Annotated in this window: 21 protein-coding genes; all 21 read left to right on the top strand. The window is 47.6% G+C overall.

What is annotated here, in order from left to right; translation table 11 throughout:
• Window positions 1-35 precede the first annotated feature (35 nt).
• The 21 genes from MKY35_RS16910 (at window position 36) to MKY35_RS16810 (ending at window position 24,675) form a co-directional block, all read left to right on the top strand.
• Window positions 36-1,301, top strand: a complete 1,266-nt coding sequence (locus MKY35_RS16910) for an adenosylhomocysteinase (protein WP_013311100.1) — start codon at window positions 36-38, stop codon at window positions 1,299-1,301.
• A gap of 331 nt (window positions 1,302-1,632) precedes the next feature.
• Window positions 1,633-2,070, top strand: a complete 438-nt coding sequence (mraZ, locus tag MKY35_RS16905) for a division/cell wall cluster transcriptional repressor MraZ (protein ID WP_013311099.1) — start codon at window positions 1,633-1,635, stop codon at window positions 2,068-2,070.
• A 17-nt stretch (window positions 2,071-2,087) separates the two neighbouring features.
• Window positions 2,088-3,038, top strand: coding sequence for a 16S rRNA (cytosine(1402)-N(4))-methyltransferase RsmH (gene rsmH, locus MKY35_RS16900; RefSeq protein ID WP_023989455.1), 951 nt, complete (start codon window positions 2,088-2,090; stop codon window positions 3,036-3,038).
• A 24-nt stretch (window positions 3,039-3,062) separates the two neighbouring features.
• Window positions 3,063-3,443, top strand: coding sequence for a hypothetical protein (locus MKY35_RS16895; RefSeq protein ID WP_029517759.1), 381 nt, complete (start codon window positions 3,063-3,065; stop codon window positions 3,441-3,443).
• Window positions 3,444-3,503: 60 nt separating this feature from the next.
• Window positions 3,504-5,858 (top strand): penicillin-binding transpeptidase domain-containing protein, encoded by a 2,355-nt coding sequence (locus MKY35_RS16890; protein ID WP_342444300.1) that lies wholly within the window; start codon window positions 3,504-3,506, stop codon window positions 5,856-5,858.
• A gap of 81 nt (window positions 5,859-5,939) precedes the next feature.
• A complete protein-coding gene (locus MKY35_RS16885) occupies window positions 5,940-7,856 on the top strand; it encodes a stage V sporulation protein D (RefSeq protein WP_025721601.1) in 1,917 nt (638 codons plus the stop codon).
• 55 nt (window positions 7,857-7,911) lie between these two features.
• On the top strand, window positions 7,912-9,399 hold the full coding sequence (locus MKY35_RS16880) for a UDP-N-acetylmuramoyl-L-alanyl-D-glutamate--2,6-diaminopimelate ligase (protein WP_342444299.1): 1,488 nt from the start codon (window positions 7,912-7,914) through the stop codon (window positions 9,397-9,399).
• On the top strand, window positions 9,399-10,802 hold the full coding sequence (gene murF, locus MKY35_RS16875) for a UDP-N-acetylmuramoyl-tripeptide--D-alanyl-D-alanine ligase (RefSeq protein ID WP_342446662.1): 1,404 nt from the start codon (window positions 9,399-9,401) through the stop codon (window positions 10,800-10,802). Before MKY35_RS16880 ends, murF begins: the two co-directional genes overlap by 1 nt.
• 22 nt (window positions 10,803-10,824) lie before the next feature.
• Entirely contained in the window at window positions 10,825-11,793 is a 969-nt protein-coding gene (gene mraY, locus MKY35_RS16870; protein ID WP_013311092.1) for a phospho-N-acetylmuramoyl-pentapeptide-transferase, read from the top strand.
• Between the two features lie 4 nt (window positions 11,794-11,797).
• Window positions 11,798-13,219, top strand: coding sequence for a UDP-N-acetylmuramoyl-L-alanine--D-glutamate ligase (gene murD / locus MKY35_RS16865; protein WP_039272249.1), 1,422 nt, complete (start codon window positions 11,798-11,800; stop codon window positions 13,217-13,219).
• A gap of 49 nt (window positions 13,220-13,268) precedes the next feature.
• Window positions 13,269-14,366 (top strand): stage V sporulation protein E, encoded by a 1,098-nt coding sequence (spoVE, locus tag MKY35_RS16860; protein WP_029517754.1) that lies wholly within the window; start codon window positions 13,269-13,271, stop codon window positions 14,364-14,366.
• Window positions 14,367-14,372: 6 nt separating this feature from the next.
• On the top strand, window positions 14,373-15,482 hold the full coding sequence (gene murG, locus MKY35_RS16855; protein WP_342444298.1) for an undecaprenyldiphospho-muramoylpentapeptide beta-N-acetylglucosaminyltransferase: 1,110 nt from the start codon (window positions 14,373-14,375) through the stop codon (window positions 15,480-15,482).
• Between the two features lie 146 nt (window positions 15,483-15,628).
• Window positions 15,629-16,534 (top strand): UDP-N-acetylmuramate dehydrogenase, encoded by a 906-nt coding sequence (murB, locus tag MKY35_RS16850; protein WP_029517752.1) that lies wholly within the window; start codon window positions 15,629-15,631, stop codon window positions 16,532-16,534.
• Complete coding sequence (murA, locus tag MKY35_RS16845) at window positions 16,524-17,834, top strand: UDP-N-acetylglucosamine 1-carboxyvinyltransferase (protein WP_176715673.1); 1,311 nt, start codon at window positions 16,524-16,526, stop codon at window positions 17,832-17,834. Before murB ends, murA begins: the two co-directional genes overlap by 11 nt.
• Window positions 17,835-17,890: 56 nt before the next feature.
• Window positions 17,891-18,655 (top strand): FtsQ-type POTRA domain-containing protein, encoded by a 765-nt coding sequence (locus tag MKY35_RS16840; protein ID WP_069010282.1) that lies wholly within the window; start codon window positions 17,891-17,893, stop codon window positions 18,653-18,655.
• A 199-nt stretch (window positions 18,656-18,854) separates the two neighbouring features.
• Window positions 18,855-20,126 (top strand): cell division protein FtsA, encoded by a 1,272-nt coding sequence (gene ftsA, locus MKY35_RS16835; protein ID WP_039272246.1) that lies wholly within the window; start codon window positions 18,855-18,857, stop codon window positions 20,124-20,126.
• A 67-nt stretch (window positions 20,127-20,193) separates the two neighbouring features.
• On the top strand, window positions 20,194-21,318 hold the full coding sequence (ftsZ, locus tag MKY35_RS16830) for a cell division protein FtsZ (RefSeq protein ID WP_013311084.1): 1,125 nt from the start codon (window positions 20,194-20,196) through the stop codon (window positions 21,316-21,318).
• A 188-nt stretch (window positions 21,319-21,506) separates the two neighbouring features.
• Window positions 21,507-22,493 (top strand): sigma-E processing peptidase SpoIIGA, encoded by a 987-nt coding sequence (gene spoIIGA, locus MKY35_RS16825; protein WP_342444297.1) that lies wholly within the window; start codon window positions 21,507-21,509, stop codon window positions 22,491-22,493.
• Between the two features lie 105 nt (window positions 22,494-22,598).
• Window positions 22,599-23,339 (top strand): RNA polymerase sporulation sigma factor SigE, encoded by a 741-nt coding sequence (gene sigE, locus MKY35_RS16820; RefSeq protein ID WP_176715674.1) that lies wholly within the window; start codon window positions 22,599-22,601, stop codon window positions 23,337-23,339.
• A 96-nt stretch (window positions 23,340-23,435) separates the two neighbouring features.
• Window positions 23,436-24,218 (top strand): RNA polymerase sporulation sigma factor SigG, encoded by a 783-nt coding sequence (gene sigG / locus MKY35_RS16815; RefSeq protein ID WP_007431182.1) that lies wholly within the window; start codon window positions 23,436-23,438, stop codon window positions 24,216-24,218.
• 112 nt (window positions 24,219-24,330) lie between these two features.
• A complete protein-coding gene (locus tag MKY35_RS16810) occupies window positions 24,331-24,675 on the top strand; it encodes a YlmC/YmxH family sporulation protein (protein ID WP_196245358.1) in 345 nt (114 codons plus the stop codon).
• The last annotated feature ends 24 nt before the right edge of the window (window positions 24,676-24,699 follow it).

Genomic DNA, 24,699 nt, shown 5'->3' with positions numbered 1-24,699 from the left:
ATAAAATTTAACCAATTTGAAGGAGGAAACAAAGTATGACTTCCCATTCTCTGCAAAATAGCATAGTTCACGATCTTAAATTGGCTCCTGAAGGTCATTTGAAAATTGATTGGGTAGAAGCACATATGCCGGTATTGAACCGTATACGTCAACAATTCGAGCAAGAGCAGCCTTTTGCTGGTTTGAAGGTAACCATCTGTCTACATCTGGAGGCCAAAACGGCTTATTTGGCTAAAGTGGTACAAGCAGGTGGAGCGCAGGTAACTATTACGGGTAGTAATCCATTGTCCACACAAGATGATGTTTGCGCCGCATTAGTTGAAGATGGCGTTACAGTATTAGCTAAATACAATCCGGACCCAGAAGAATTCAAAAATTTGCAAATCAAGGCACTGGAAACAAAGCCGGATCTCATTATAGATGATGGTGGTGACTTGGTTACTCTGTTGCAATCCGAACGGCCTGATCTGATTTCTACGATCCGTGGGGGAGCAGAGGAGACAACTACTGGCATTATTCGTTTGAAGGCATTGGAAAAAGAAGGGCAACTTCACTTTCCGATGGTGGCTGTTAATGATGCTTACTGCAAATATTTGTTTGACAACCGCTATGGTACAGGACAGTCAGCTTTTGACGGCATTATTCGTACGACTAATCTGGTTGTAGCCGGAAGTACAGTGGTTGTGGTAGGTTATGGCTGGTGTGGCAAAGGGGTTGCAATGCGTGCGAAAGGGTTGGGAGCCAACGTTGTTGTAACCGAGGTTGATCCAATCAAGGCTGTAGAAGCCCATATGGATGGTTTCCATGTGTTACCAATGGTAGAGGCTGCCAAACTGGGTGATTTCTTTATTACAGTAACTGGTAACAAGGCTGTAATTACAGGGGAACACTTTGATGTGATGAAGGATGGGGCTGTGCTGTGTAACGCAGGGCATTTTGATGTGGAGGTTAGTAAGCCTGAGCTTGCTAAACGTTCCGAATCCATTCGTACGGTGCGTCGTAATATTGAGGAATATCGCTTTAAAGATGGACGTAAAATGTATTTGCTGGCAGAAGGACGCCTCGTGAATCTAGCTGCCGCCGATGGTCATCCAGCAGAAATTATGGATACGACATTTGCGCTTCAGGCGCTTGGCTTGAAATACGTGAATGATCGTTACAATGAGCTTGGCAAAGCCGTTATTAATGTACCTTATGAAATTGATGAGCAGGTAGCTCGATTCAAGCTTGATAGTCTGGGAATTCAAATTGACACGTTAACTGAAGACCAAAAGATCTATTTGGACAGCTGGAACGCGTAAGCGGATTTTTCGTCACGATTTTCGCTGCAAAAGTGTTGTGTTTTTAATGCAAGTGTTTGTTTAGGTTGACATAATGGACAGAGAGTAAGCCCTTTATTCCGTGTGGTTTCGAAACCTGATGCATATTGTCGGGTGCCGGCTTCATGGGATAAGGGGCTTTTTTGTATCTTATGACGCAGGGCTACAATAACAGACATAATGCTATGGATCCAGCTTCTATCACTTTTTGGTAATGAAAAAGAGGTCTTTGATTTTTTAAAGCGAATCTATTATGCTTAGGTGGTGGAAAGTGGGCCAAAGTGGGAGAATGGGGTAAGGGGTGACGAAACCAATGTTTATGGGGGAGTTCCAACATAGCATTGATGAGAAGGGTCGGCTTACTGTACCGGCCAAGTTTCGTGAACTTCTCGGTGCCTCGTTCGTGGTTACCCGCGGGCTGGACCAATGCCTCTTCGTGTATCCTATGGATGAGTGGGCTGTCATGGAGAAAAAACTTAAAGCACTGCCTCTGATGAAGGCCGATGCGCGGGCGTTTACCCGTTTTTTTTTCTCGGGGGCGACTGAATGCGAATTGGACAAACAGGGCAGGGTAAATTTACCGGGGAATTTGTGCGAATACGCCAAGCTTACTAAAGAGTGCGTCGTATTGGGAGTGTCCACCCGTGTAGAGATTTGGAGCAAGCACACTTGGGAGCAATATTTCAACCAATCAGAGGAAGCATTTAACGACATTGCTGAGAAATTGGTTGATTTCAACTTTGAATTGTAATTTAGGAGGTCAGCCGTTTGTTTCACCACATTACCGTACTCAAAGAAGAAGCAACACAGGCACTAAACATCAGGCAGGACGGGATTTATGTGGACTGCACGTTGGGAGGGGCAGGACACAGTTCCGTCATTGCATCACAGCTTGGCCCTGAGGGAAGGCTCATTGCCTTTGATCAGGACGACTGGGCATTGAACAATGCGCGAGAGAAGCTGTCAGCCTATGAAGGAAAGATTTCATTAGTGAAATCTAACTTCCGCCACTTGCAGGACAAGCTGACTGAATTGGGATTGCCCGAAAAAGACGGCGTCCCGCAGGTCCAGGGTATTTTGTTCGATCTGGGTGTGTCCTCGCCCCAGTTCGATGAGGGGGAACGGGGATTTAGTTACAATCATGATGCGCCGCTTGATATGCGGATGGATCAGAGTAGCTCGCTTACGGCTTACGAAATTGTCAATGAATGGTCGGAAGCAGAGATTGCACGTATTTTGTTTCATTACGGAGAAGAGAAGTTTTCACGGCGGATCGCAAAGATCATGATTGAACGTCGATTGAACAAGCCTATTCACACAACAGGGGAACTTGTCGATATTATCAAAGAAGGAATTCCGGCTGCGGCACGCAGAACCGGGGGACATCCGGCTAAACGCAGTTTCCAGGCTTTGCGGATCGCTGTAAATGATGAGTTGGGTGCACTAGAAGATACTTTGCATCAGGCAATAAGATGTCTGGCTCCAGGAGGCAGAATTTCGGTCATTACATTCCATTCTCTGGAGGATCGGATATGCAAGCATATTTTCAAGGAGTATTTGGCGAAAAGCATCTATCCATCTGATTTGCCTATTTTGGAGGACAAAATGATAGGCGATCTGAAGCTGGTGAATCGTAAGCCGATTGTGGCGTCAGAGCAGGAATTGGAGCTTAATCCACGGTCCCGGTCAGCGAAGCTGAGAGTTGCCGAAAAATTGTAAATTTAATGGAGAAGGAGAGGCGACATGGCTTATACACGCGGTAATTTGGCTGTAAAAGAAAGAGCCCGTCAGGAACAGGTTCAGCAACAACGGTATCGTGAGACCACCAAAGTCGTTACACGCCGCAGAGAGCTGCCGATTCGAGAAAAGCTGCTGTATCTATTGACACTTGTAGCGTGCATTGTCATTGCTGGTATGTTGATTGGCAGGTACGCTCACATTTATCAAATCAATTATTCGATTAATACGGCAAGCAAGGACATTTCCAAATTACAGACCAATATCGCCCAACTGAAGATTCAAAAGGAGCGTCTGGAAAATCAGATCGTGCCGACTGCAAAGGAACAGGGATATATCGAACCAACAAGAGAGCCCATTCGTGTGGAAAAGCAGGCTGCCAAATAGTTAAGGGCATAGCATCAAGCTATGCTCTGACGTACATTTTTTTGCAGAGAGGTTTGAGCTATGGTCAAAAGAATAAAGCTTCGTACACTGCTGATAGGGGGATGTATTACCCTCTTTTTTCTTGTTCTGCTACTTAAGGTATTTTGGATTCAAGTTGTGAGCGGGGAGTACTGGCATAACCTGGTAGTTACTCAAGTGGAAAAAGATCAGGTGATTCAGCCCAAGCGTGGAACCATTACGGATCGTAAAGGAAACGTATTGGCTACGGATGCACCGGCTTATACGGTAGTTGTCAATCCTACCATCATTCAGGAGTATGATTTGGAGAATGAGGTTGTAGCTAAGCTACACCAATTACTCAAAACACCTGAGGATGAGCTGAGAAGGCATCTTTCTGCAAAGGATAAAGCGGGGAACTACTTAAAAAACCGCGAGATCCGCAATGGAGGCTGGAAGGTAGATCCTGAGGTCAAGGCACAAGTGGATACGTTCAAAGAGTATTTGAAGGATAAGTATCAAGTAATTGGAGCTGTGGACACTGTTCAAGAATCCAAACGCTATTATCCAGAAAATAAGCTGGCTTCCCATGTTCTTGGCTATCAAAGAAAAGATGGCACAGCAGGTATGGGGTTGGAAGCTTATTATAATAAAGAGCTCTCGGGGACGGCTGGAAAGCTTCTGTATCAGCGGGATCGGAAGGGAGTTCCTCTTCAAGGATCGGGAAGTGTCTATGAGCCGGCACAAAATGGTAAAAATTTAAAGCTGACGATTGACGATACGATTCAGTATTATATAGAGGACGCCATGCAGGAAGCTATTGCAAAATACAATCCGAAAACGATGACTGTGGTAGCGGCTGATCCCAAAACGATGGATGTCCTCGGTATGGCGACCTACCCGAATTTTAATCCCAATACATATGGGAGTACACCTTTGGAATATTTCCGTAATAATGCTACTCAGTCCATCTACGAGCCGGGCTCCACGTTTAAGATTGTGACCTTGGCTGCCGCGGTTCAAGAAAAGGTATTCAATCCGAATGAATCCTACCAATCTGGTATGATTCGGGTCGGAGGTTGGGATATTCGTGACGTAAGCCGTAACTGGGGAACGTTAACTTATCTTCAGGGGGTCAAGCGTTCAAGTAACGTCGGCTTTGTCCATCTGGGGCTGGATAAGTTGGGTGGCGAAAGGCTGAAGAAATATATTAATAACTTTGGTTTCGGGGTGAAAACGGGTATTGATCTTCCGAGTGAGTCTACCGGAGCTATCACATTCCATACCCAGTACAAATCCGAGGTCGCAACGGCTTCATATGGACACGGACGTGTCCAGGTGACGCCAATCCAGCAGGTAGCTGCCATCTCGGCAATTGCTAACGGGGGGAAGCTGATGCAGCCTCATCTGGTAAAGGAAATTATAAACCCAGATACAGGCGAAGTGCAGACGATTCAGCCAAAGGAAATCCGCCAAGTGATTACTCAGGAATCTGCAGCTCAGACAAGTAGCTATCTGGAGCAGGTTGTGTCTGACCAGGAAATTGGTACGGGACGCCTTGCTTATATCGACGGATATCGTGTAGCTGGTAAAACAGGTACAGCGACGAAGGTCGTTGGAAAAGTATATGACCATTCGAAGGATGTCGTGTCCTTTATAGGTTTTGCACCGGTAAATGATCCGAAAATGGCTGTTTTGGTTGTTATGGACGAACCTAACAAATCGGTAGGCGGCGGTACAGCAGCAGCGCCTGTATTTAAAAAAATCGTATCCCAATCGTTGCAATATATGGGTGTTCCAAAAACGGGAACTAAAACGAATAAATCAGGTGGCGCTGTTGTAAAAACAGTGAATTTACCAACGGTACCACAATTAACGGGTCAGGTGAAGAAGGATGCGCAAAACGCATTGCTCAAACAGGGGATTGCCTATGAAACGGTAGGCAAAGGCTCCAAAATTGTTCGCCAGTATCCTGAAGCAGGCGTCAAAATGAAACCCGGACAACGCATTTACTTGCTGACTGAGGATAGTGCTAACATGACTATTCCTGATTTTACAGGTGTTTCGTTGCGTGACACACTTCAAGTTCTAACCCTTATGAGGGTTGGTGTGCAGGTAAGCGGCGAAGGTTATGTCGTCTCTCAAAAGGCGCAAATGGTAAATGGAAAGCGAATCGTCAGTGTGATGCTTCAGCCGGCCAAAGAAACGGTGACCGGAGTGAAACCGGAGGAAACACAGGACTCGACCAATGGAGTTGCAGCTAACCAGATTGGGAGCGCAACAAAAACGGAGGCCGATAATAAAAACGAATCCGGTACTACTGCCGAAGCTGGAACAGACGCGGGAGCTCCTAAGAGAGGAATATCGGCTGTTGCAGATGAGAAAAGTGCTGCTGAGATTAAAGGCGAGGATAACTGATAGCTTGTTCTAATGTTCGTTCTTTTGAATATTCATGAGGTAAGACATGTCATGAGTATTTGAGGAACGGAGGGAGCGCGTTTGAAAAAATCTAACGTGACCATGCGGCGAAGGCTGGTATGGGGGCTAATGGGATTATTTGTACTGTTTGCGGCCTTGTCGATCCGGCTCGCCTATGTTCAATTGGGTAAAGGAGGCGAGCTCTCGGCCAAGGCTGAGGATTCGTGGCGCCGCAATATTCCATTTGCCGCCAAGCGTGGCGAAATTTTGGATCGGCAGGGTACGGCACTGACCTACAATGTCAGTTCGCCCACAGTCATGGCGATACCAGTACAGATTAAGAAGCCGGAAGAAACGGCACGCAGGCTGGCGCCCTTGCTGGATATGAGTGAGGATAAAGTGCTCAAGCTGATTACCAAACGAACAGCAAGCCAAAAACTTCAGCCCGGCGGACGAAAAATTACGATGGAGAAAGCGCAGCAAATTCGTGATTTGAAGCTGCCGGGTATCGTTGTTGCTGAAGACAACAAACGTTATTACCCTTATGGTGATCTAGCCGCTCATATTCTTGGGTTTACAGGAATTGATAATCAAGGGCTGACAGGCGTAGAGAAGCAGCAAAACAGTAAGCTTCGGGGAATTGACGGAAGTATTGCATATTTATCAGATGCAGGTGGTCGTCTGATGCCAGGTTCTTCCGAAAAATACATTGAACCGAAGGATGGACTGAATTTACAATTAACCATTGATAAGTCTGTGCAGTCCATTATGGAGCGGGAGCTTGACCAAGCCATGGTCAAATTTCAGGCGAAGTCCGCGTTGTCTATAGCTATGAACCCCAAGACGGGTGAAATATTAGGCATGGCTGGACGACCAAGCTATGAGCCAGCGCTATACAAGCAATATGCGCCTGAAATCTACAATCGAAATCTGCCTATCTGGATGACATATGAACCTGGGTCTACTTTTAAAATTATTACATTGGCGGCTGCCTTGGAAGAAAAGAAGGTCAATCTCAAAAATGACCGTTTTTTTGATCCGGGATATATTGAAGTCGGTGGAGCACGCCTGCGTTGCTGGAAGAAAGGCGGACATGGGAGCCAAACTTTCCTTCAAGTGGTGGAGAATTCTTGCAACCCTGGTTTTGTAACATTGGGGCAGCGGTTAGGCAAAGAAACACTGTTCAAGTACATTCGCAATTTCGGCTTCGGCAGCAAAACGGGGATCGACATGATTGGTGAGGGCAATGGCATTTTGTTCAAGCTACCTCAGGTCGGTCCTGTAGAACTGGCGACGACCGCTTTTGGTCAAGGGGTGTCTGTCACCCCGATCCAGCAGGTTACGGCTGTATCAGCGGCAATCAATGGCGGTAATCTTTATAAGCCTCACATTACAAAAGGTTGGGTTCAGCCGGGAACCGGAAAAGTGCTGGAAAAAGTAGAACCAGAACTGGTACGTAGGGTCATTTCAGAGGACACCTCCCGACAGGTAAGGGAAGCGCTGGAAAGTGTCGTTGCTAAAGGTACAGGTCGTCCTGCTTTTATTGAAGGCTACCGGGTGGGAGGTAAAACGGGGACAGCACAAAAGGTGATTAACGGGCGTTATTCTTCCTCGGAGCATATTGTATCCTTTATTGGTTTTGCACCGGCAGATGATCCGCAAATCGTCGTCTATACCGCTGTCGATAACCCGAAGGGCATTCAATTCGGCGGGGTTGTTGCTGCGCCAATCGTGCAAAATATTTTAAAGGACGCGCTGATTGCCTTAAAAATACCACCTCGCACCAATCAAATTGCCAAAGAGTACAAGTATGGAGAAAATCCGATCGAAACGGTACCTGATCTGGTAGGTGCTACTGCAGCTGATTTGTACGAAGATATGAATATGAACTTTATGCTCGTAAAATCTGGGTCAGGCAAGACGGTCGTGAGTCAGGCGCCGAAGCCGGGCTCCAGATTGGAGCGGGGATCAACGATCCGTATTTACATGGGGGATTGATAGGTTCATTTTATACCATACTATGAATAACGAGAGAGCAATGGAGGAATGAAAGATGCAGCTTCAACAATTGGCTTCACTGCTGGCCGTCTCCCGTGTCGTGGGTGACGGTACAGTGGATTGCCGAGGAATCGGGGCGGATTCACGTCGAGTGCAACCGGGAGATTTATTTCTGTGTCTGCCAGGTTTTACAGTGGACGGACATGACTATGCTGAGCAGGCAATTGCGTCCGGAGCGGCAGCTTTGGTCGTTGAACGGGAACTGGATGTACCTGTTCCGCAGCTTGTAGTTAAGGATGCACGACATGCCATGGCGGTTTTGGCGGATTATATGTTTGATTCACCGAGCCGACGCATGCGCATGATCGGCATAACCGGAACCAACGGTAAAACAACGATAACTTATCTGATTGAAAAGATCATGAAGGACGCCGGGGTGAACACCGGACTGATTGGTACGATTCAAATGCGTTACGGTGGTCAGTCTTATCCAATGTCTGGCACTACGCCCGAAGCGGTGGAACTTCAACGTTATCTGGGAAATATGGCAGAGCAGGGGGTTCAATGCTGTGTCATGGAAGTATCCTCACATGCGTTGGAGCAGGGTCGCGTCAAGGGAACTGATTTTCGCACAGCTATATTTACAAACCTGACGCAGGACCACCTGGACTACCACAACACAATGGAGGAGTACCGTGCTGCAAAAGGACTTTTGTTCTCTAGGTTGGGAAATGCTTTCTCGCGCGATGCATCAGATAGCAAATATGCTGTTCTGAATGTAGACGATCCGGCTTCTTCCTATTTGCAGGCTCAAACTGCGGCCCAAGTGATTACATACGGCGTGGAAAAGGAATCTGATGTGCAGGCATCTCGTATCACTATTGGTGCCAAGGGAACCTTCTTCCATGTGTCCACTTTTAAAGGAGATACCGATATTGAGCTTCGAATGGTGGGCAAGTTCAATGTGTACAACGCACTGGCGGCCATTACCGCAGCTCTGCTGGAGGGAATTTCGCTGGCGGATATCAAGAGGAGTCTAGAGTCTATCGCAGGCGTAGATGGGCGGGTAGAGCCTGTAGATGCGGGTCAGCCCTTTGCTGTTATTGTAGACTATGCCCATACACCGGACGGATTGGAAAATGTCCTTCGCACCGTAAAGGAATTTGCGGTCGGTAAAGTATGGTGTGTATTTGGATGCGGCGGTGACCGGGATCGTACGAAACGTCCGTTGATGGGGAAAATTGCTGCGCGTTACAGTGATCATTCGTTTATTACTTCCGACAATCCGCGAACAGAGGACCCGAAAGTGATTTTGAAAGACATCGAACAAGGGCTGATTGACGAAGGTATACCCGCAGAACGATACGAATTGATCGTGGATCGCAGAACTGCAATTCATAAAGCTGTTGAAATGGCAAGCCCTGACGATGTAGTATTGATTGCGGGAAAAGGTCATGAGACTTACCAGTTGATCGGAAAAACGGTGCATGAATTCGATGACCGCATCGTAGCCAAAGAAGCGATAAGGGGTTTATCCAAGTGATGAAAAGAACAATCGGTCAGATTGCATCTATGTGTGAAGGAACACTTCACGGAGAAGCGGACGCCGAACAGATAGTCGAAGGCGTTTTTACAGATTCTCGCAGGCCGCAGAGCCAAGGGTTGTTTGTTCCACTCGTGGGCGAACGATTTGATGGGCATAATTATGTGCAGCAGATCGTAAGTGAGGCAGGTGCAGCTGCATTTTTATGGCAAAAGGATCATGGCGTACCTCCGGCTGAGAACGCTATTGAGGTAGAGGATACGTTAGAAGCCCTTCAGCATCTAGCAGCTGCATACTTACGCGAAACTGGCGTTTCTGTCGTTGGGATCACGGGAAGCAACGGCAAGACGACAACGAAAGACATCGTAAACGCTCTGCTGGGCACGACTTTTAAAGTACACAAAACCGAAGGGAATTATAACAATCATATCGGTTTGCCTTTAACGGTACTGTCCATGCCGCGGGATACAGATATTCTCATTCTGGAGATGGGCATGAGTGGACGTGGAGAGATTCGTCTGCTGGCTAATATTGCCCAACCAGATGTAGCTATCATAACGAACATAGGCGAATCGCACTTGCTGCAGCTTGGTTCTCGTGCGGAAATCGCTCGTGCAAAGTTGGAAATCACAAGTGGCCTTAAGCCCGGTGGTTTGCTGATCTACAACGGGGATGAACCACTGCTTTCACAAGTGTTGGCGGAGTCTGAAACGGTCAAGCCTGAAGGTTTAAAATTATTTACGTTCGGGCTAGCTGCAGGCAACGATGACTATCCAACTGAAATCACTTCGGATGGAGAAGGTAGCTTATTCATAACAGCCCAATCTGGCAAAGAGGCTTTCCGACTTCCCTTGCTTGGACAGCACAATGTTGTAAATGGTTTGGCAGCACTGGCGGTAGCGCGTCATTTCAATGTCGATGCAGACCATATACGTAAAGGGTTGTCGTCTTTAAAACTGACGGGCATGCGCATTGAGGTCGTGAACTGTCCTAATGGACTTACTGTGCTAAACGATGCTTATAATGCCAGTCCGGCTTCAATGAAGGCTGCAATTCAGACGTTGTCTGCGTATAAAACGGACGGACGTAAAGTCGCCGTACTTGGTGACATGCTGGAGCTGGGACCTGAGGAAAAGCAATTCCATGAGGAAATTGGAATTTTCGCGGCAAAGCACGACGTAGAGGTACTGTTTACCTACGGTGCGTTAGGCACTTCGATTGCACAGGGCACGCAAGGGTTGATGCCAGCTGTTAACGTGCACGCTTATACAGATAAGCAAGAGTTGATCCAGCATTTGCGGGTTCATCTCCACGCCAATGATATTGTGCTGGTTAAGGCATCCAGGGGGATGCGACTAGAAGAAATTGTGGATGCGCTGAAAAACGGTCCGCTACAGAACTGATGTTGACGAGAGGGAGACTCCCATGGATATTCAATTATTACTGCTGACGATCGTCGTATCGTTTATACTGGCGGTCATTGCCGCTCCACTGCTCATTCCGCTGCTGCGGCGAATGAAATTTGGCCAGCAGGTCCGGGATGACGGGCCACAAAGCCATCTTAAAAAGATAGGTACGCCTACAATGGGCGGTATCGTGATTCTGGTGGCTTTTACGCTGACCTTTCTTAAGTTTTCAGCTATCAAAAATACGGACTTTTACGTTCTGCTGGTTGCTACACTCGGCTTTGGGCTGATCGGCTTTTTGGACGACTATATCAAAATTGTATTCAAACGCTCGTTAGGCCTGACGGCGCGTCAAAAGCTGTTTGGACAATTATTGTTTGGCGCGATCATGTGCTGGCTTCTGCTTAGCAATGATCATAGTACTGCGATCGGCATCCCTGGAACGTCATGGTCATTTGATTGGGGCGGCTGGTTCTATTATCCGTTCATTATTATCATGATGCTGGCAATTAGCAACGCTGTCAATTTCACGGATGGGCTGGACGGGCTGCTGTCCGGTACAAGTGCCATTGCCTTTGCTGCTTATGCCATTGTCGCGATTCAGGCAACCTCGCTTCCGGCAGCAGTATGCTCAGCAGCTATGATTGGCGCTGTACTAGGATTTCTCGTATATAATGCTCATCCTGCCAAGGTGTTTATGGGTGACACAGGCTCGCTGGGAATCGGCGGCGCCATAGGTGCCATTGCCATCGTTACGAAAAGCGAAATTTTGTTTCTCATTATCGGCGGTGTATTCGTAATTGAAATGCTGTCCGTGGTCTTGCAGGTAGCTTCCTTTAAAACACGTGGCAAGCGTATTTTCAAAATGAGCCCGATTCATCATCATTTCGAGCTGTCCGGCTGGTCCGAATGGCGCGTAGTTATTACATTCTGGGCTGTAGGACTGCTGTTGGCAGGACTCGGACTTTATCTCAACAAGGGGTTGTAGACCAATGAACCATCCAGACGCATATAGAGATCAGGAAGTCGTCATTATCGGTCTGGCCAAAAGCGGCGTGCAAGTTGCCAAGGTGCTGCACCAGGCCGGAGCGAAGCTGACAGTCAATGATAAAAAAGATAGGGAACAATGTCCCGAAGCTTCTGAATTAGAGGCTTTGGGAATTTCCGTTTTATGCGGGGGTCACCCAGAGGGGTTGATTCATCCTGGAGTGAAGCTGGTTGTCAAAAATCCAGGCATTCCTTATACGGCCCCTCCCGTACAGAAAGCTGTCGAGCTCGGCATTGAGGTTGTGACCGAGGTTGAGGTCGCCTACCATCTATGTAAAGCTCCGATCATCGGAATTACTGGCTCCAACGGAAAGACGACCACGACCACTTGGGTAGGCAAGCTGTTGGAGGCATCCGGCATGAATCCAATCGTGGCTGGTAATATCGGTACGCCCTTATGTGAGGCGGCTGTGGACGCCAAGTCGGATGAGTGGATGGTTGTGGAGCTGAGCAGCTTTCAGTTAAAAGGAACAAAGGATTTCAAGCCCGCTGTGGCCTGCCTGCTCAATGTAGCAGAGACCCATTTGGACTACCACGGAGGCATGGAGGACTACGTTGCATCCAAGGCGCGTCTATTTGCCAATCAAACGGCGGCGGATACTGCGGTGGTGAACTGGGACGACCCCGTCTGCCGGGAGCTCGTACCCTATATAAAAGCGAAGCTGCTTCCGTTCTCTATGACAGAACGTTTGCAGGAAGGGTTGTTCGCTGATCCGCCATACATACCGGATGTGACGGACGATATTGAACGTAGCATCGTATACCGTGATGGAAATGGTGTGCTGCATCCCATTATAGGCATAGCTGAGATTGGACTTCCGGGTCGTTTTAACGTAGAAAATGCTCTTGCTGCCTGCGCAATCGCCATTGCTGCAGGCGCAGAACCAGCAAATTTGGCGGAACCATTAAGTACTTTTCGCGGCGTAGAACATCGGCTTGAATATGTTTTAGAACACGCTGGTGTAGCTTATTACAATAATTCGAAAGCAACCAATTCGAAAGCAACAATGATGGCCTTATCTTCCTTTAAGCAGCCTATTGTACTCATTGCCGGAGGATTGGATCGTGGCTCTGATTATACAGAGCTCGTACCTTCCTTGCAGGAAGGTGTGAAAGCCGTTGTGCTCCTGGGTGAGACACGGCATAAGCTGGCTGAGCGGGCCAAGCAGGCCGGAATAGAGCATGTCAAGGTCGTCGATAATGGGGAGGATGCCGCCGCTACGCTCGTGGAGGCTGTAAACAAGGCAGCTGAATTTGCTGAGACGGGAGATGTGGTATTACTCTCACCCGCTTGTGCAAGCTGGGATATGTTCCGATCCTATGAAGAGCGTGGACGTATTTTTAAAGAGGCGGCGCATAAATTGTAAGTAGGGGGGTTGGATAAGCCCCTACTTTTATGCAAGGGGTGGCCTCCTGATGAAGCAGTCTCGTCCAGCGCCGGATCTATGGCTTTTCGTTTGTATTGTAAGCTTATTAGCCATCGGCATGGTTATGGTATATAGTGCGGGCGCCGTCCTCGCTTTTCACGAGTACGGGGACTCCTACTATTTTGTTAAGCGACAATTGCTGTTTGCGGGGCTCGGCCTAGTAGCGATGTACTTTACTGCCAGAACGGACTACCGGGTCTGGCAGAAATATGCCAAGGTCGTATTGTTGATCTGTCTAGCGCTGCTGGTTGCCGTATTAATTCCCGGCATTGGTGTAGTAAGAGGCGGGGCACGAAGCTGGCTCGGTATTAGCTCTTTCGGCATTCAGCCTTCCGAGTTTATGAAGCTGGGTATGATTCTTTTTCTCGCTCGTTGGCTCAGTCGTCCTGATTATGATATTAGCTCTTTTACGCGCGGCCTGTTGCCGCCGCTTGGACTCATGGGACTGGCTTTTGGGCTTATTATGCTCCAGCCCGATTTGGGCACAGGTACGGTAATGATGGGAGCGTCCATGCTCATCGTATTTACGGCAGGCGCGCGTATGAAGCATCTCGGTCTGCTGGCTCTGTCGGGAGCAGCGGGGTTTGCTGCACTGATTGCAGCTGCGCCTTATCGACTCCAGCGCATCACAGCTTTTCTGGACCCTTGGTCCGATCCGCTTGGCGCAGGCTATCAAATTATTCAATCGCTATATGCGATTGGTCCTGGCGGGCTGGCGGGCTTGGGACTCGGAATGAGTCGACAAAAATATAGCTACGTTCCTGAGCCGCAGACTGATTTTATTTTTTCCATTTTGGCGGAGGAGCTTGGCTTTATCGGTGGAATGACGGTGCTGGGGCTCTTTTTGGTTCTCGTGTGGAGAGGAATGCGTGTCGCTATAACCATTCCGGATACCTATGGTAGTTTGCTTGCGGTGGGTATTGTCGCAATGGTCGCCGTACAGGTCGTCATTAATATTGGTGTCGTTATCGGTTTAATGCCGGTGACAGGAATAACACTGCCCTTAATCAGCTATGGAGGTTCTTCTCTGACCTTAATGCTAACTGCTCTGGGCATTTTACTAAATTTATCACGTTATGCGAGGTGAACGTTTATGCGCGTCGTGTTGAGCGGCGGCGGCACCGGAGGGCATATTTATCCGGCGTTGGCCGTAGCCAGACAGTGCGAAGAGAGTGATCCAGACGCTGAATTTTTATACATTGGCGGTCAACGAGGACTCGAAAGTAAGTTGGTCCCTCAGGAAAAAATTCCATTTGAGGCTATTGATATCACAGGATTTCGTCGCAGCTTGTCTGTGGAAAATATAAAAACGATCATGCGTTTTTTCAAAGGGGTTCGCAGATCCAAAGCATTATTAAAGAAATTTAAGCCAGATGTCGTTATTGGAACTGGGGGATATGTTTGTGGCCCCGTCGTTTATGCAGCTTCCAAGTTGGGAATTCCCAGCATTATTCATGAGCAAAATGCAATTCCAGGGCTGACTAATACATTTCTGAGTCGCTATGTGGATACAGTGGCTGTTAGCTTTGAAGGCTCAGAAGGAGCTTTTCCCAAAGCTAAAAATGTACTTTACACCGGGAACCCGCGTGCTACAACAGTTCGTTTGGCTAACCGGGATCGGGGATTTGCTACGATTGGGGTTCCGATGGACAGCTCAGTTGTCCTTGTGGTCGGTGGCAGCAGGGGAGCGAAGGCCATTAATGACGCCATGATTGCAATGGCTCCGCAACTTTCGCAACTGAAAGACGTCCATTTTGTATATGTAACCGGTGAATCTTATTATGAGCAAACGCTGGATAGCATACGGAATCAGATCGGCTCATTGCCCAATCATCTACATGTGCTTCCCTATATTCACAATATGCCAGAGGTGCTGGCCTGTACTTCTTTAATTGTTAATCGCGCAGGTGCGTCCTTCTTGGCAGAGATTACATCGCTCGGCATTCCGTCCATTCTGATCCCATCACCTAATGTGACGAATAACCATCAGGAGGCTAATGCTCGTACCCTTGAAAAGGCAGGCGCATCCGTCATGATTGTAGAAAAGGAACTGAGTGGCCCGGCCCTGTTTCAATCTATAGCGGGAATTATGAAGGATACGGCATGGCGGAGTCGCATGGCGGAGTCGGCGTCTGCGCTTGGCAAGCCTGACTCAGCGGATATTTTAGTAAAAGAAATGGAACGTCTTGCCCGTAAAAGGTAGTTTGCAGCGTAGAGTTGGGCGGTTGTCACACACCGGATGGTATTTACATAGGATACCCTATAGATTGTGACCATCACTCAGGCTGCCGGTTGTCAGGTGAGAGCCTTATAACCATGCGGGGCAAGCAACAAGGAGGTTTCAGTACAATGCAGCAATGGATGCCATTATTAGCGGAGCATGATATCGGAAAAGTGCTGGAGCATGAGCCGCTGTCCAAATATACGACATGGAAGATTGGAGGCCCTGCGGATGCACTTGTCATCCCGGATACCAAAGAGCAGCTGGCAAGAGTTTTGAAGCTGGCTAGCGAGCACGGAATTCCCTGGATGCAGTTGGGGCGGGGCTCCAACATGCTCGTCTCTGACAAAGGGATACGGGGACTTGTGATCAAGCTGGGACCAGGATTTGATTATGTTCATTTTGAAGATGAACAGATCGTTGCTGGAGGAGGCGTTTCACTGGTCAAACTGTGCGTTATGGCCAGTAAACAGGGCCTATCCGGTCTTGAATTTGCTGGCGGTATCCCAGGATCGGTCGGTGGGGCTGTCTACATGAACGCCGGCGCCCATGGGTCTGATGTGTCACAAATATTCCAGTCCGCTGAGATTGTGCTGGATACAGGGGAATTGGCTGTGTATGATGCCGAGAATATGCATTTCAGCTATCGTCACTCCGTGTTGCATGAGCAACGTGGAATGGTGACAGAGGCAGTGTTTCGGATGAAGCGGGGCGACCGCGAGGAAATTTCAGCAGCGCTTGCGGCTTTTAAAGACCGCCGTCGGCTGACTCAGCCGCTACAGTTAGCTTGTGCAGGAAGCGTGTTCCGCAATCCTCCAGGAGACTATGCTGCCCGTCTTATTGAGAGCGCAGGTCTCAAGGGCTTGAAGGCGGGAGGCGCAGAGGTATCTGTACAGCATGCCAATTTCATTGTAAATACCGGTCAAGCGACAGCAGAGGACGTGCTTACCCTAATGAAGCATATTCAAAGTACAATATCATCTCAAACCGGCATCAAGCTAGTTCCGGAGGTTTTCGTAGTGGGTGAGCGGTAAACTCGGAGGTGATACATTGGACAAATTGGTGATTGAGGGAGGCCGTCCCCTGTCAGGCACCATACGTATCCATGGGGCAAAAAATGCGGCACTACCTATTCTTGCAGCGAGCTTACTTGCACAAGGTAAGGTAGAAATTCGGAATGTGCCCCATCTTTTAGACATTAAGGTCATGCTGCACATCCTTGAAAGACTCGGCTGTACATGCCGACATGAAGAGGAAACGGTATACGTGGATACGTCGTCCGTCCGAACGTTCCAAATTCCGGAAGATTTGATGAAGCAAATGCGCTCATCTATCTTTCTGATGGGACCGCTGCTCGCCAGATATGGAGAAGTTTCTATTTACCAGCCCGGAGGCTGTGCCATAGGCGAGCGCAAAATTGATCTTCACCTAGAGGGCTTAAAAGCTCTTGGCGCAGAGATAGAGGAAAAAGACGAGCAAATTACGTTTCGAGCCCACAAGCTGATCGGCTCGGACATCCACATGGATTTCCCGAGTGTAGGTGCAACGGAAAATATTATGATGGCCGCTGCGTTGGCTGAAGGACGAACAACGATCACCAATGCAGCGAGGGAACCGGAGATTCAGGATTTACAAAACTTCTTGAATGCCATGGGAGCCCGCATTATCGGTGCTGGAACCGACACGATTACAATTACGGGGGTCAGTTGCCTCAATCCGTGTACGTATGAGGTCATTCCTGACCGCATAGTTGCTGGAACGGTTATGATCGCAGCTGCAGCTACACGAGGAAGTGTGTCGTTGACACACTGCAATCCATCCCACTTGTCTGCTCTGATTCATGTCCTCAGGCGAGCTGGTGTTCAAGTCGGCATCTTGAATGATATAATGACCGTAAGTTGTATGAGCCGTCCCAAAGCAGTGGAGAGGATCGTTACCTCCCCTTACCCGTCTTTTCCGACGGATTTGCAATCTCAGGTCATGGTTCTGCTTTCTTTGGCGGACGGATTCAGTGTCATGAAAGAGACCGTCTTCGAAAGCCGATTCAAACATGTGGATGAACTAAATGTAATGGGTGCTGATATTACGGTTGATGCAAATGCTGCCTTTATAAGAGGAGTTTCACGTCTGTACGGGGCTACGGTAGAGGCTACCGATCTGCGGGCAGGGGCTGCGCTGGTCATAGCGGGTCTAGCGGCTCAAGGACGTACCGTTGTCGAGCAGGTTCATCATATTGACAGGGGGTATGACCGGATCGAGCGTCTTTTTCAGGGACTGGGTGCCCGAATGAGCCGTCAGTCTCCGGTGCCGGAGCAACTGGATTTCGTAAATTAATGCCTGTAATGTCCCTCCATTAACGGGGGGACAAAAGGCTTTTGTGGAGAGAAGCTATGCCAAATGCTCAAATACCTGTTCTTAAAAAGAACAGAACGAAAAAAAGAACAAGCCGGAAGATTGCTATTCTTCTCATTTTGTTGTTTATCGTATTGCTCGCTGTTCTCTTTTTCCGTTCTTCGTTGAGTCGGGTTTCTGAAATTCGTTTTGATGGTAATGTATTTTCGACCCGAGACCAGCTTCTTAACCGAAGCGGTCTGGCTGTTGGAGATCAGTATTTCGGAGTCAGTTCATCTGACATCTCTGAGAAGTTGCGGGAAATTCAATCGATACAGCAAGTCACAGTGGACAAGCAGTTTCCGGGTATTATTGCTATTCACATTAAAGAGTTTGCTACGGTCGCTTACGAGTTGCAGAGTGACGGGAGCCTTCGTGCTATTCTAGCGAATGGGACAAGCGTGGGCGTGGGGAGTAGCGGAATAGCCGTTGAGAAGCCTATTTTGACCAAATGGAAATCTGATGATCCGTACAAAGCAAAGCTGTGTGATGCTTTATCACGCATTCCGGGGGAATGGACTGCCGATATTTCGGAAATCATTCCTGCGCCGATTCCTTCTTTTCCGGACCGCATCAAAATGTACACACGTTCCCAGTTTGAGGTTATAACAACCGTTTCTCTACTGAATTCTAAAATCAGCTATTTGAATCAGGTGCTAGAAACAGAAGATCCAGGTTTGATCACCATGTTGGAGGCGGATTCCTACGTTCCGTTCAAACCAGATACGAGTGAAGAGAGCCAAGAAAAAGATACTACTCAGTGATGTGAAAAAATGCTAGAATTGATTTTATGGGTAATAGACTTGCCTCCTTCTTTTTTCTTCAAATTTTTATGTGACTGCAACCATAAATTGGCTTCTAAAAAATTTGTAGAAAAAAGAGGGAAAGCATGGAGTTTGTTGAATATGTACAGAGTGTGTTTAAAGAACGAAATTCATTTTGGAGTCAGGAGGTGCCACAGACTTGAGCAACAATGACATCATTGTTAGTTTGGACATCGGTACATCCAAAGTTCGGGCTATTATTGGGGAAATGAATAATGGAACCTTTAATATTATTGGAGTTGGATCTGCCGACTCGGAAGGGATTCGCAAAGGTGCAATTGTAGACATTGATCAAACCGTGCAATCAATCCGTAACGCCGTGGATCACGCAGAACGCATGGTTGGTATTCAAATAACAGAAGTGTATGTGGGGATTTCAGGCAATCATATTGGCCTGCAAAATAGTCATGGCGTAGTAGCCGTGTCCAACGAGGACCGTGAAATCGGTGAGGAGGACATTGAGCGTGTACTGAAGGCAGCTGAAGTTATTGCCGTACCACCGGAGAGAGAAATTATTGACGTGGTAGCCAAGCAGTACGTCGTAGATGGCCTTGAAGGCATTCAGGACCCTCGCGGTATGATCGGAGTTCGTCTCGAAGTAGAGGCTACGATTGTTACTGGAGGCAAGACCCCGATACATAATCTGTTGCGCTGCGTTGAGAAAGCTGGCTTGAGGATTAAAGATCTGGTCTTGCTGCCTCTTGGAGCCGGACAATTGTCTCTTTCGAAGGATGAAAAGGTGATGGGTTCAGTTCTGGTGGATATTGGTGCAGGTTCTACGAATGTTGCCATTTTCCAGGAAGGAACGATTGTTGCCACATCAACACTTCCGATTGGTGGAGAGTTTGTAACCAATGATATTGCCTACGGACTGAGAACCCTTACCGATCAAGCCGAAAAAGTAAAGCTTAAATACGGCTGCGCATGGTATGATGATGCGGCAGTCGATGTCGTCTTTAAAGTGACACGTATCGGCAGTAATGTGGATAAGGAGTTTAACCAGCAGGATTTGGCTGCTATTATTGAGCCGAGAGTGCAGGAAATTTTTCAACTCATTCAGGCGGAAGTTAAGCGCTTGGGTTACACAGAGCTTCCGGGAGGTTATATACTTACCGGAGGTACCGTCTCCATGCCTGGTGTACTTCAGGTGGCACAAAGCGAACTGGCCGCTTCCGTAAGGATCGCCGTACCTGATTTTATCGGTGTAAGGGATCCGGGCTACACGAGCGGGGTTGGAATCTTGCATAATGCTATTCGTTACTATCGCGGAAGATCGACTAGCGTTAGCAACAGTGGCGGAAGTGCCAAGAAGCCGACTAACCGAACCAAAAGCAGTAGTCCCGTTGCGGAAGGCGAGCAAAAGCAGGGGTTGATTGAACGATTAAAAAATATGTTCAGTGAATTTATATAACGTTCATTGCTAATTATGCCAATCATGGACGGGCCATCCATGCACATTGAGGGGGAGATGGAATAGTATGTTGGAATTTGATTTTGAAATGGAGAGCTTGGCTCAAATTAAAGTGATCGGCGTCGGAGGCGGCGGCAGCAATGCGGTTAACCGAATGATCGAAAATGGTGTTCAGGGTGTGGAGTTCATTACAGTCAATACAGATGCCCAAGCACTTCATTTAGCGAAGTCTGAGCATAAGCTTCAAATTGGCGATAAGCTGACCCGCGGTCTGGGTGCCGGCGCTAACCCAGATGTGGGTAAAAAAGCGGCTGAAGAGTCGCGTGAGCTCATTATGAATACGCTCAAAGGTGCGGATATGGTATTCGTAACGGCGGGAATGGGTGGCGGTACAGGAACCGGAGCGGCTCCTGTCATTGCTGAAATTGCCAAGGAATGCGGCGCGCTGACTGTAGGCGTGGTAACCCGACCGTTCACGTTTGAAGGGCGTAAGCGCTCCAATCAAGCTGAACTTGGTATTGAGGGATTAAAAGAAAAAGTAGACACTTTGATTGTAATCCCGAATGACCGCTTGCTTGAAATTGTGGACAAGAAAACCCCGATGTTGGAAGCATTCCGTGAAGCGGACAATGTTCTGCGTCAGGCGGTACAAGGTATTTCAGATTTGATCGCTGTACCGGGTCTAATCAACCTTGACTTTGCTGACGTTAAGACGATCATGACGGAGCGTGGCTCCGCTTTGATGGGGATTGGCGAAGCAACTGGTGAAAATCGTGCGGCTGAAGCAGCACGCAAGGCGATCATGAGCCCGTTGTTGGAGACATCCATTGAAGGTGCTCGTGGTGTGATTATGAACATCACTGGCGGCAACAACCTGTCTCTGTATGAGGTTAATGAGGCAGCTGAAATTGTAACATCGGCTTCCGATCCGGAAGTAAACATGATTTTTGGTGCTATCATTGACGAAGAGTTGAAAGAAGAGATCAAGGTTACCGTCATTGCCACTGGCTTTGAAGGCAAGCCAAGTCAACCGGCACCGGGACGTAAACCGGCAGCTAACCCGGCTACTTCCGAATCGGCGGAAAAAGGCTCTCCTAACTTGCGTCCATTTGGTAACACTCAAAGCAGTGATCAATTAGACATTCCTACATTTTTACGTAACCGTTCGCGCAATAATAATAACGATAACTAGTTTCAATTCAGACTGCCCGCATTCTCCCTGGAGATGCGGGCTTCTTTCTGTTTTACGTATCCTGCAGTTCAGGTGCTTCTCCTCTTTCCGACAAAATTAGTCGGTCACCGTCCCCACCGTTAGACAGACTTTGAACAGCATGACTACTATACTTAAGCCTATCCTGCAAACGCTGGGCGGGTGAAGCCTTGGTTGTTTATATCGACTTGATTTTTTTGGCCAATTTGTTCATTGATGCTGTGCTGCTGATGGTCACCGCTTGGATGAGAAAAATCCGTCCGGTGTGGTGGAGGTTGATGGCTTCAGCTGGAATCGGCGCAATGTACGTGGTCATGATGTTTGTGCCGGAACTGTCCTTTTTATTTACGTTCCTGATCAAACTGGCATTAGCGGTCATAATGCTGCTGGTGGCTTTTGGATTTGGCAGCATGCAAAAGTATCTTCGTACAATGGGTGCCTTTTACATGATTAATTTTGTGGCTGCAGGTGGCATTTTGGGGATGCATTATTTTCTCCAAAATACGGGGGAATTGTTTAATGGCATCTGGTACACCGCTTCAGGAGGAATGTCTTTTGAACTGAAAATTGCATTCTGGTTTATTTTATGCGCATTTGGCGGAGTGATGCTTTTCTTTCGAATTGTGCAGTCCTCAAAGCAGCGCACAGAAAGGATGAGTGGGTTTCTGGGACAAGTGCAGGTGTGGATTGGGCAGGATCATATTGAGTGTACAGGCTTGTTGGATACAGGTAATCAGCTCCATGATCCTTTGACCCGAACCCCGGTGATGGTCATGGAGGCAGCATTGTGGGAGTCGTATTTGCCCGCTTCCTGGCTCCAAAAATGTTCTGAGGGTAATGCTGACCAACTGGTGATGGAACTGGGAGACGAATCGTTTAGCTGGCAGGATCGTGTTCGTCTCGTCCCCTATCGTGGAATTAACCGCAGTCATTCCTTTATGCTTGCCCTTAAACCAGACCGGGTAGAGGTGGTGATGAATGGGGTACATTTTGTACATCATCGAGTGTTGATTGGCTTGGACGGGGGAACATTGTCGGCAGAGGGGAAGTATCGCGCCATCATCCACCCGGATGTGACGGCACAAGAAGGGGGCAGTGCTGATACCAACCAGAAACGAGATGCACATTTGAGTGAACATTTTACAAAATCAGGATGATGGAGCATAACACAAAATGATGTTTGAAGGCGACAAGAAATATCCAATGGTGAAATGCACGGAGCACAGCAGGAATTGCACTATTTTCAAAAGGGGGAGAATGATATGCGGGAACAGATGAAATTGAAGATGAAAATTAGGCTAGCGTTGCAACTGCAATATTATCGTATTTTATTTTTACTTGGGCTGAAAAGTGAAGAAATTTATTATATTGGTGGCAGCGAGGCGCTCCCCCCACCGCTGACGAGAGACGAAGAAGAATATTTGCTGGGAAAGCTTTCTTCTGGAGATGCAGCAGTACGGTCGATGCTAATCGAAAGAAATTTGCGGTTAGTCGTATATATTGCCCGTAAATTTGAGAATACGGGAATCAACATTGAGGATCTCGTATCCATCGGTGCTATTGGACTAATCAAAGCGGTTAACACTTTTGATCCGGAGAAGAAAATCAAACTTGCCACCTATGCGTCCCGATGCATTGAGAATGAGATTTTGATGTATTTGCGTCGCAATAGTAAAACAAGAACGGAAGTTTCTTTTGATGAGCCTCTGAATATTGATTGGGACGGTAACGAGTTGTTGCTTTCCGATGTGATGGGGACGGAAAATGATACCATTTACCGTAATATTGAAGAGCAGGTAGACCGTAAATTATTGCATAAAGCACTGGATAAGTTGACGGATCGAGAGCGTTTGATTATGGAGCTGCGCTTCGGCTTACAAGACGGAGAAGAGAAGACACAGAAGGATGTTGCTGACCTGTTGGGTATCTCGCAATCGTATATTTCGCGTCTGGAAAAACGAATAATAAAGCGCTTACGAAAAGAATTTAATAAAATGGTATAATGCATGGGTATATCCGGAAGCGATGGAAACGGCGAATAAAAAAATGCCCTCAGGAGATAATGTACATTAATGTTGCTCCTTGGGAGGTAAGACACGATGACCCGAAACAAAGTGGAAATTTGCGGTGTGGATACCGCCAAACTGCCGGTATTAACCAATGCAGAAATGCGCGAGTTGTTCACATCACTTCAGCAAAATAATGAACGATCAGCCAGAGAAAAATTGGTCAACGGCAATCTCCGACTCGTCCTGAGTGTGATTCAACGATTTAACAATCGGGGAGAGTTTGTGGACGATTTGTTTCAGGTAGGATGTATCGGCCTAATGAAGGCGATTGATAATTTTGACCTTTCGCAAAACGTAAAGTTCTCCACTTACGCGGTGCCGATGATTATCGGAGAGATCCGCCGTTATTTGCGGGATAACAATCCGATCCGTGTATCCCGTTCGTTACGGGATATTGCATATAAGGCGCTTCAGGTGCGGGACAGTCTGACGAATCTGAACTCGCGGGAACCAACGATTTTTGAAATTTCAGAGGCACTGAATGTGCCTAAAGAAGATGTTGTGTTCGCGTTGGATGCAATTCAGGATCCGGTTTCGCTGTTCGAGCCGATATATCACGACGGGGGCGACCCAATCTATGTGATGGATCAGATCAGTGATGACAGAAATAAAGACGTCTCATGGATTGAGGAAATCGCTCTGCGAGAAGCGATGCATCGCCTGGGCCAGCGTGAAAAGATGATATTGTCTATGCGTTTTTATGAAGGAAAGACGCAAATGGAGGTTGCCGACGAAATCGGTATCTCTCAAGCCCAGGTTTCAAGATTAGAGAAGTCGGCTATACAGCAAATGCAAAAACATGTAAAGTCCTAATGAAATGAATGCTGGAATGATTCAGTGACAAAAACGATCCCGTGCGGATCGTTTTTGCGTTTGTAGGACATTTTTTTGGCTCTTCCACTCATATAGTGAAATAAAGGATGTGATGCGTGTGAATGCACCGGAAACGTCAGTAAGAGCCATGAAAATTTCCGAGTTTCAAACCAAGGATGTCATTAACATTGTAGATGGACGACGTCTGGGACAAATCAGTGATCTGGAGATTGACGTACGACAAGGGAAAATTGAAGCTATTGTGGTTCCGGGCAGCAGTCGATTCATGGGCTGGTTTGGAGGGGGAAGCGAATTGGTTATTCCGTGGCGCAACATTGTGAAAATTGGTTCGGATGTTGTGCTTGTTCGATTGGAGGGATTGCATGAGCCACCGGATGAAAGGGAGGAAAAGCCGTATATCGAACGTCAGGAGCGGAATGATCGACGGGTCTTTTGAACAAGAGGGACACGTAATTTAGTA

The organism is Paenibacillus sp. FSL L8-0638, assembly GCF_038593075.1.
Taxonomy (GTDB): domain Bacteria; phylum Bacillota; class Bacilli; order Paenibacillales; family Paenibacillaceae; genus Paenibacillus; species Paenibacillus polymyxa_D.
The sequence above is the reverse complement of the archived record's forward strand: the minus strand, read 5'-3'. Positions and strand labels throughout refer to the sequence as shown.

Bases quoted from the DNA above. Each gene is read 5' to 3' on its own strand.
- ftsZ (WP_013311084.1), top strand. From the start codon at position 20,194: ATGTTGGAATTTGATTTTGAAATGGAGAGCTTGGCTCAAATTAAAGTG.
- sigG (WP_007431182.1), top strand. From the start codon at position 23,436: ATGACCCGAAACAAAGTGGAAATTTGCGGTGTGGATACCGCCAAACTG.
- MKY35_RS16880 (WP_342444299.1), top strand. From the start codon at position 7,912: ATGCAGCTTCAACAATTGGCTTCACTGCTGGCCGTCTCCCGTGTCGTG.
- MKY35_RS16910 (WP_013311100.1), top strand. From the start codon at position 36: ATGACTTCCCATTCTCTGCAAAATAGCATAGTTCACGATCTTAAATTG.
- mraY (WP_013311092.1), top strand. From the start codon at position 10,825: ATGGATATTCAATTATTACTGCTGACGATCGTCGTATCGTTTATACTG.
- murB (WP_029517752.1), top strand. From the start codon at position 15,629: ATGCAGCAATGGATGCCATTATTAGCGGAGCATGATATCGGAAAAGTG.
- MKY35_RS16890 (WP_342444300.1), top strand. From the start codon at position 3,504: ATGGTCAAAAGAATAAAGCTTCGTACACTGCTGATAGGGGGATGTATT.
- murF (WP_342446662.1), top strand. From the start codon at position 9,399: ATGAAAAGAACAATCGGTCAGATTGCATCTATGTGTGAAGGAACACTT.
- murG (WP_342444298.1), top strand. From the start codon at position 14,373: ATGCGCGTCGTGTTGAGCGGCGGCGGCACCGGAGGGCATATTTATCCG.
- mraZ (WP_013311099.1), top strand. From the start codon at position 1,633: ATGTTTATGGGGGAGTTCCAACATAGCATTGATGAGAAGGGTCGGCTT.
- MKY35_RS16840 (WP_069010282.1), top strand. From the start codon at position 17,891: ATGCCAAATGCTCAAATACCTGTTCTTAAAAAGAACAGAACGAAAAAA.
- spoVE (WP_029517754.1), top strand. From the start codon at position 13,269: ATGAAGCAGTCTCGTCCAGCGCCGGATCTATGGCTTTTCGTTTGTATT.
- MKY35_RS16810 (WP_196245358.1), top strand. From the start codon at position 24,331: ATGCGTGTGAATGCACCGGAAACGTCAGTAAGAGCCATGAAAATTTCC.
- murD (WP_039272249.1), top strand. From the start codon at position 11,798: ATGAACCATCCAGACGCATATAGAGATCAGGAAGTCGTCATTATCGGT.
- MKY35_RS16895 (WP_029517759.1), top strand. From the start codon at position 3,063: ATGGCTTATACACGCGGTAATTTGGCTGTAAAAGAAAGAGCCCGTCAG.
- sigE (WP_176715674.1), top strand. From the start codon at position 22,599: ATGCGGGAACAGATGAAATTGAAGATGAAAATTAGGCTAGCGTTGCAA.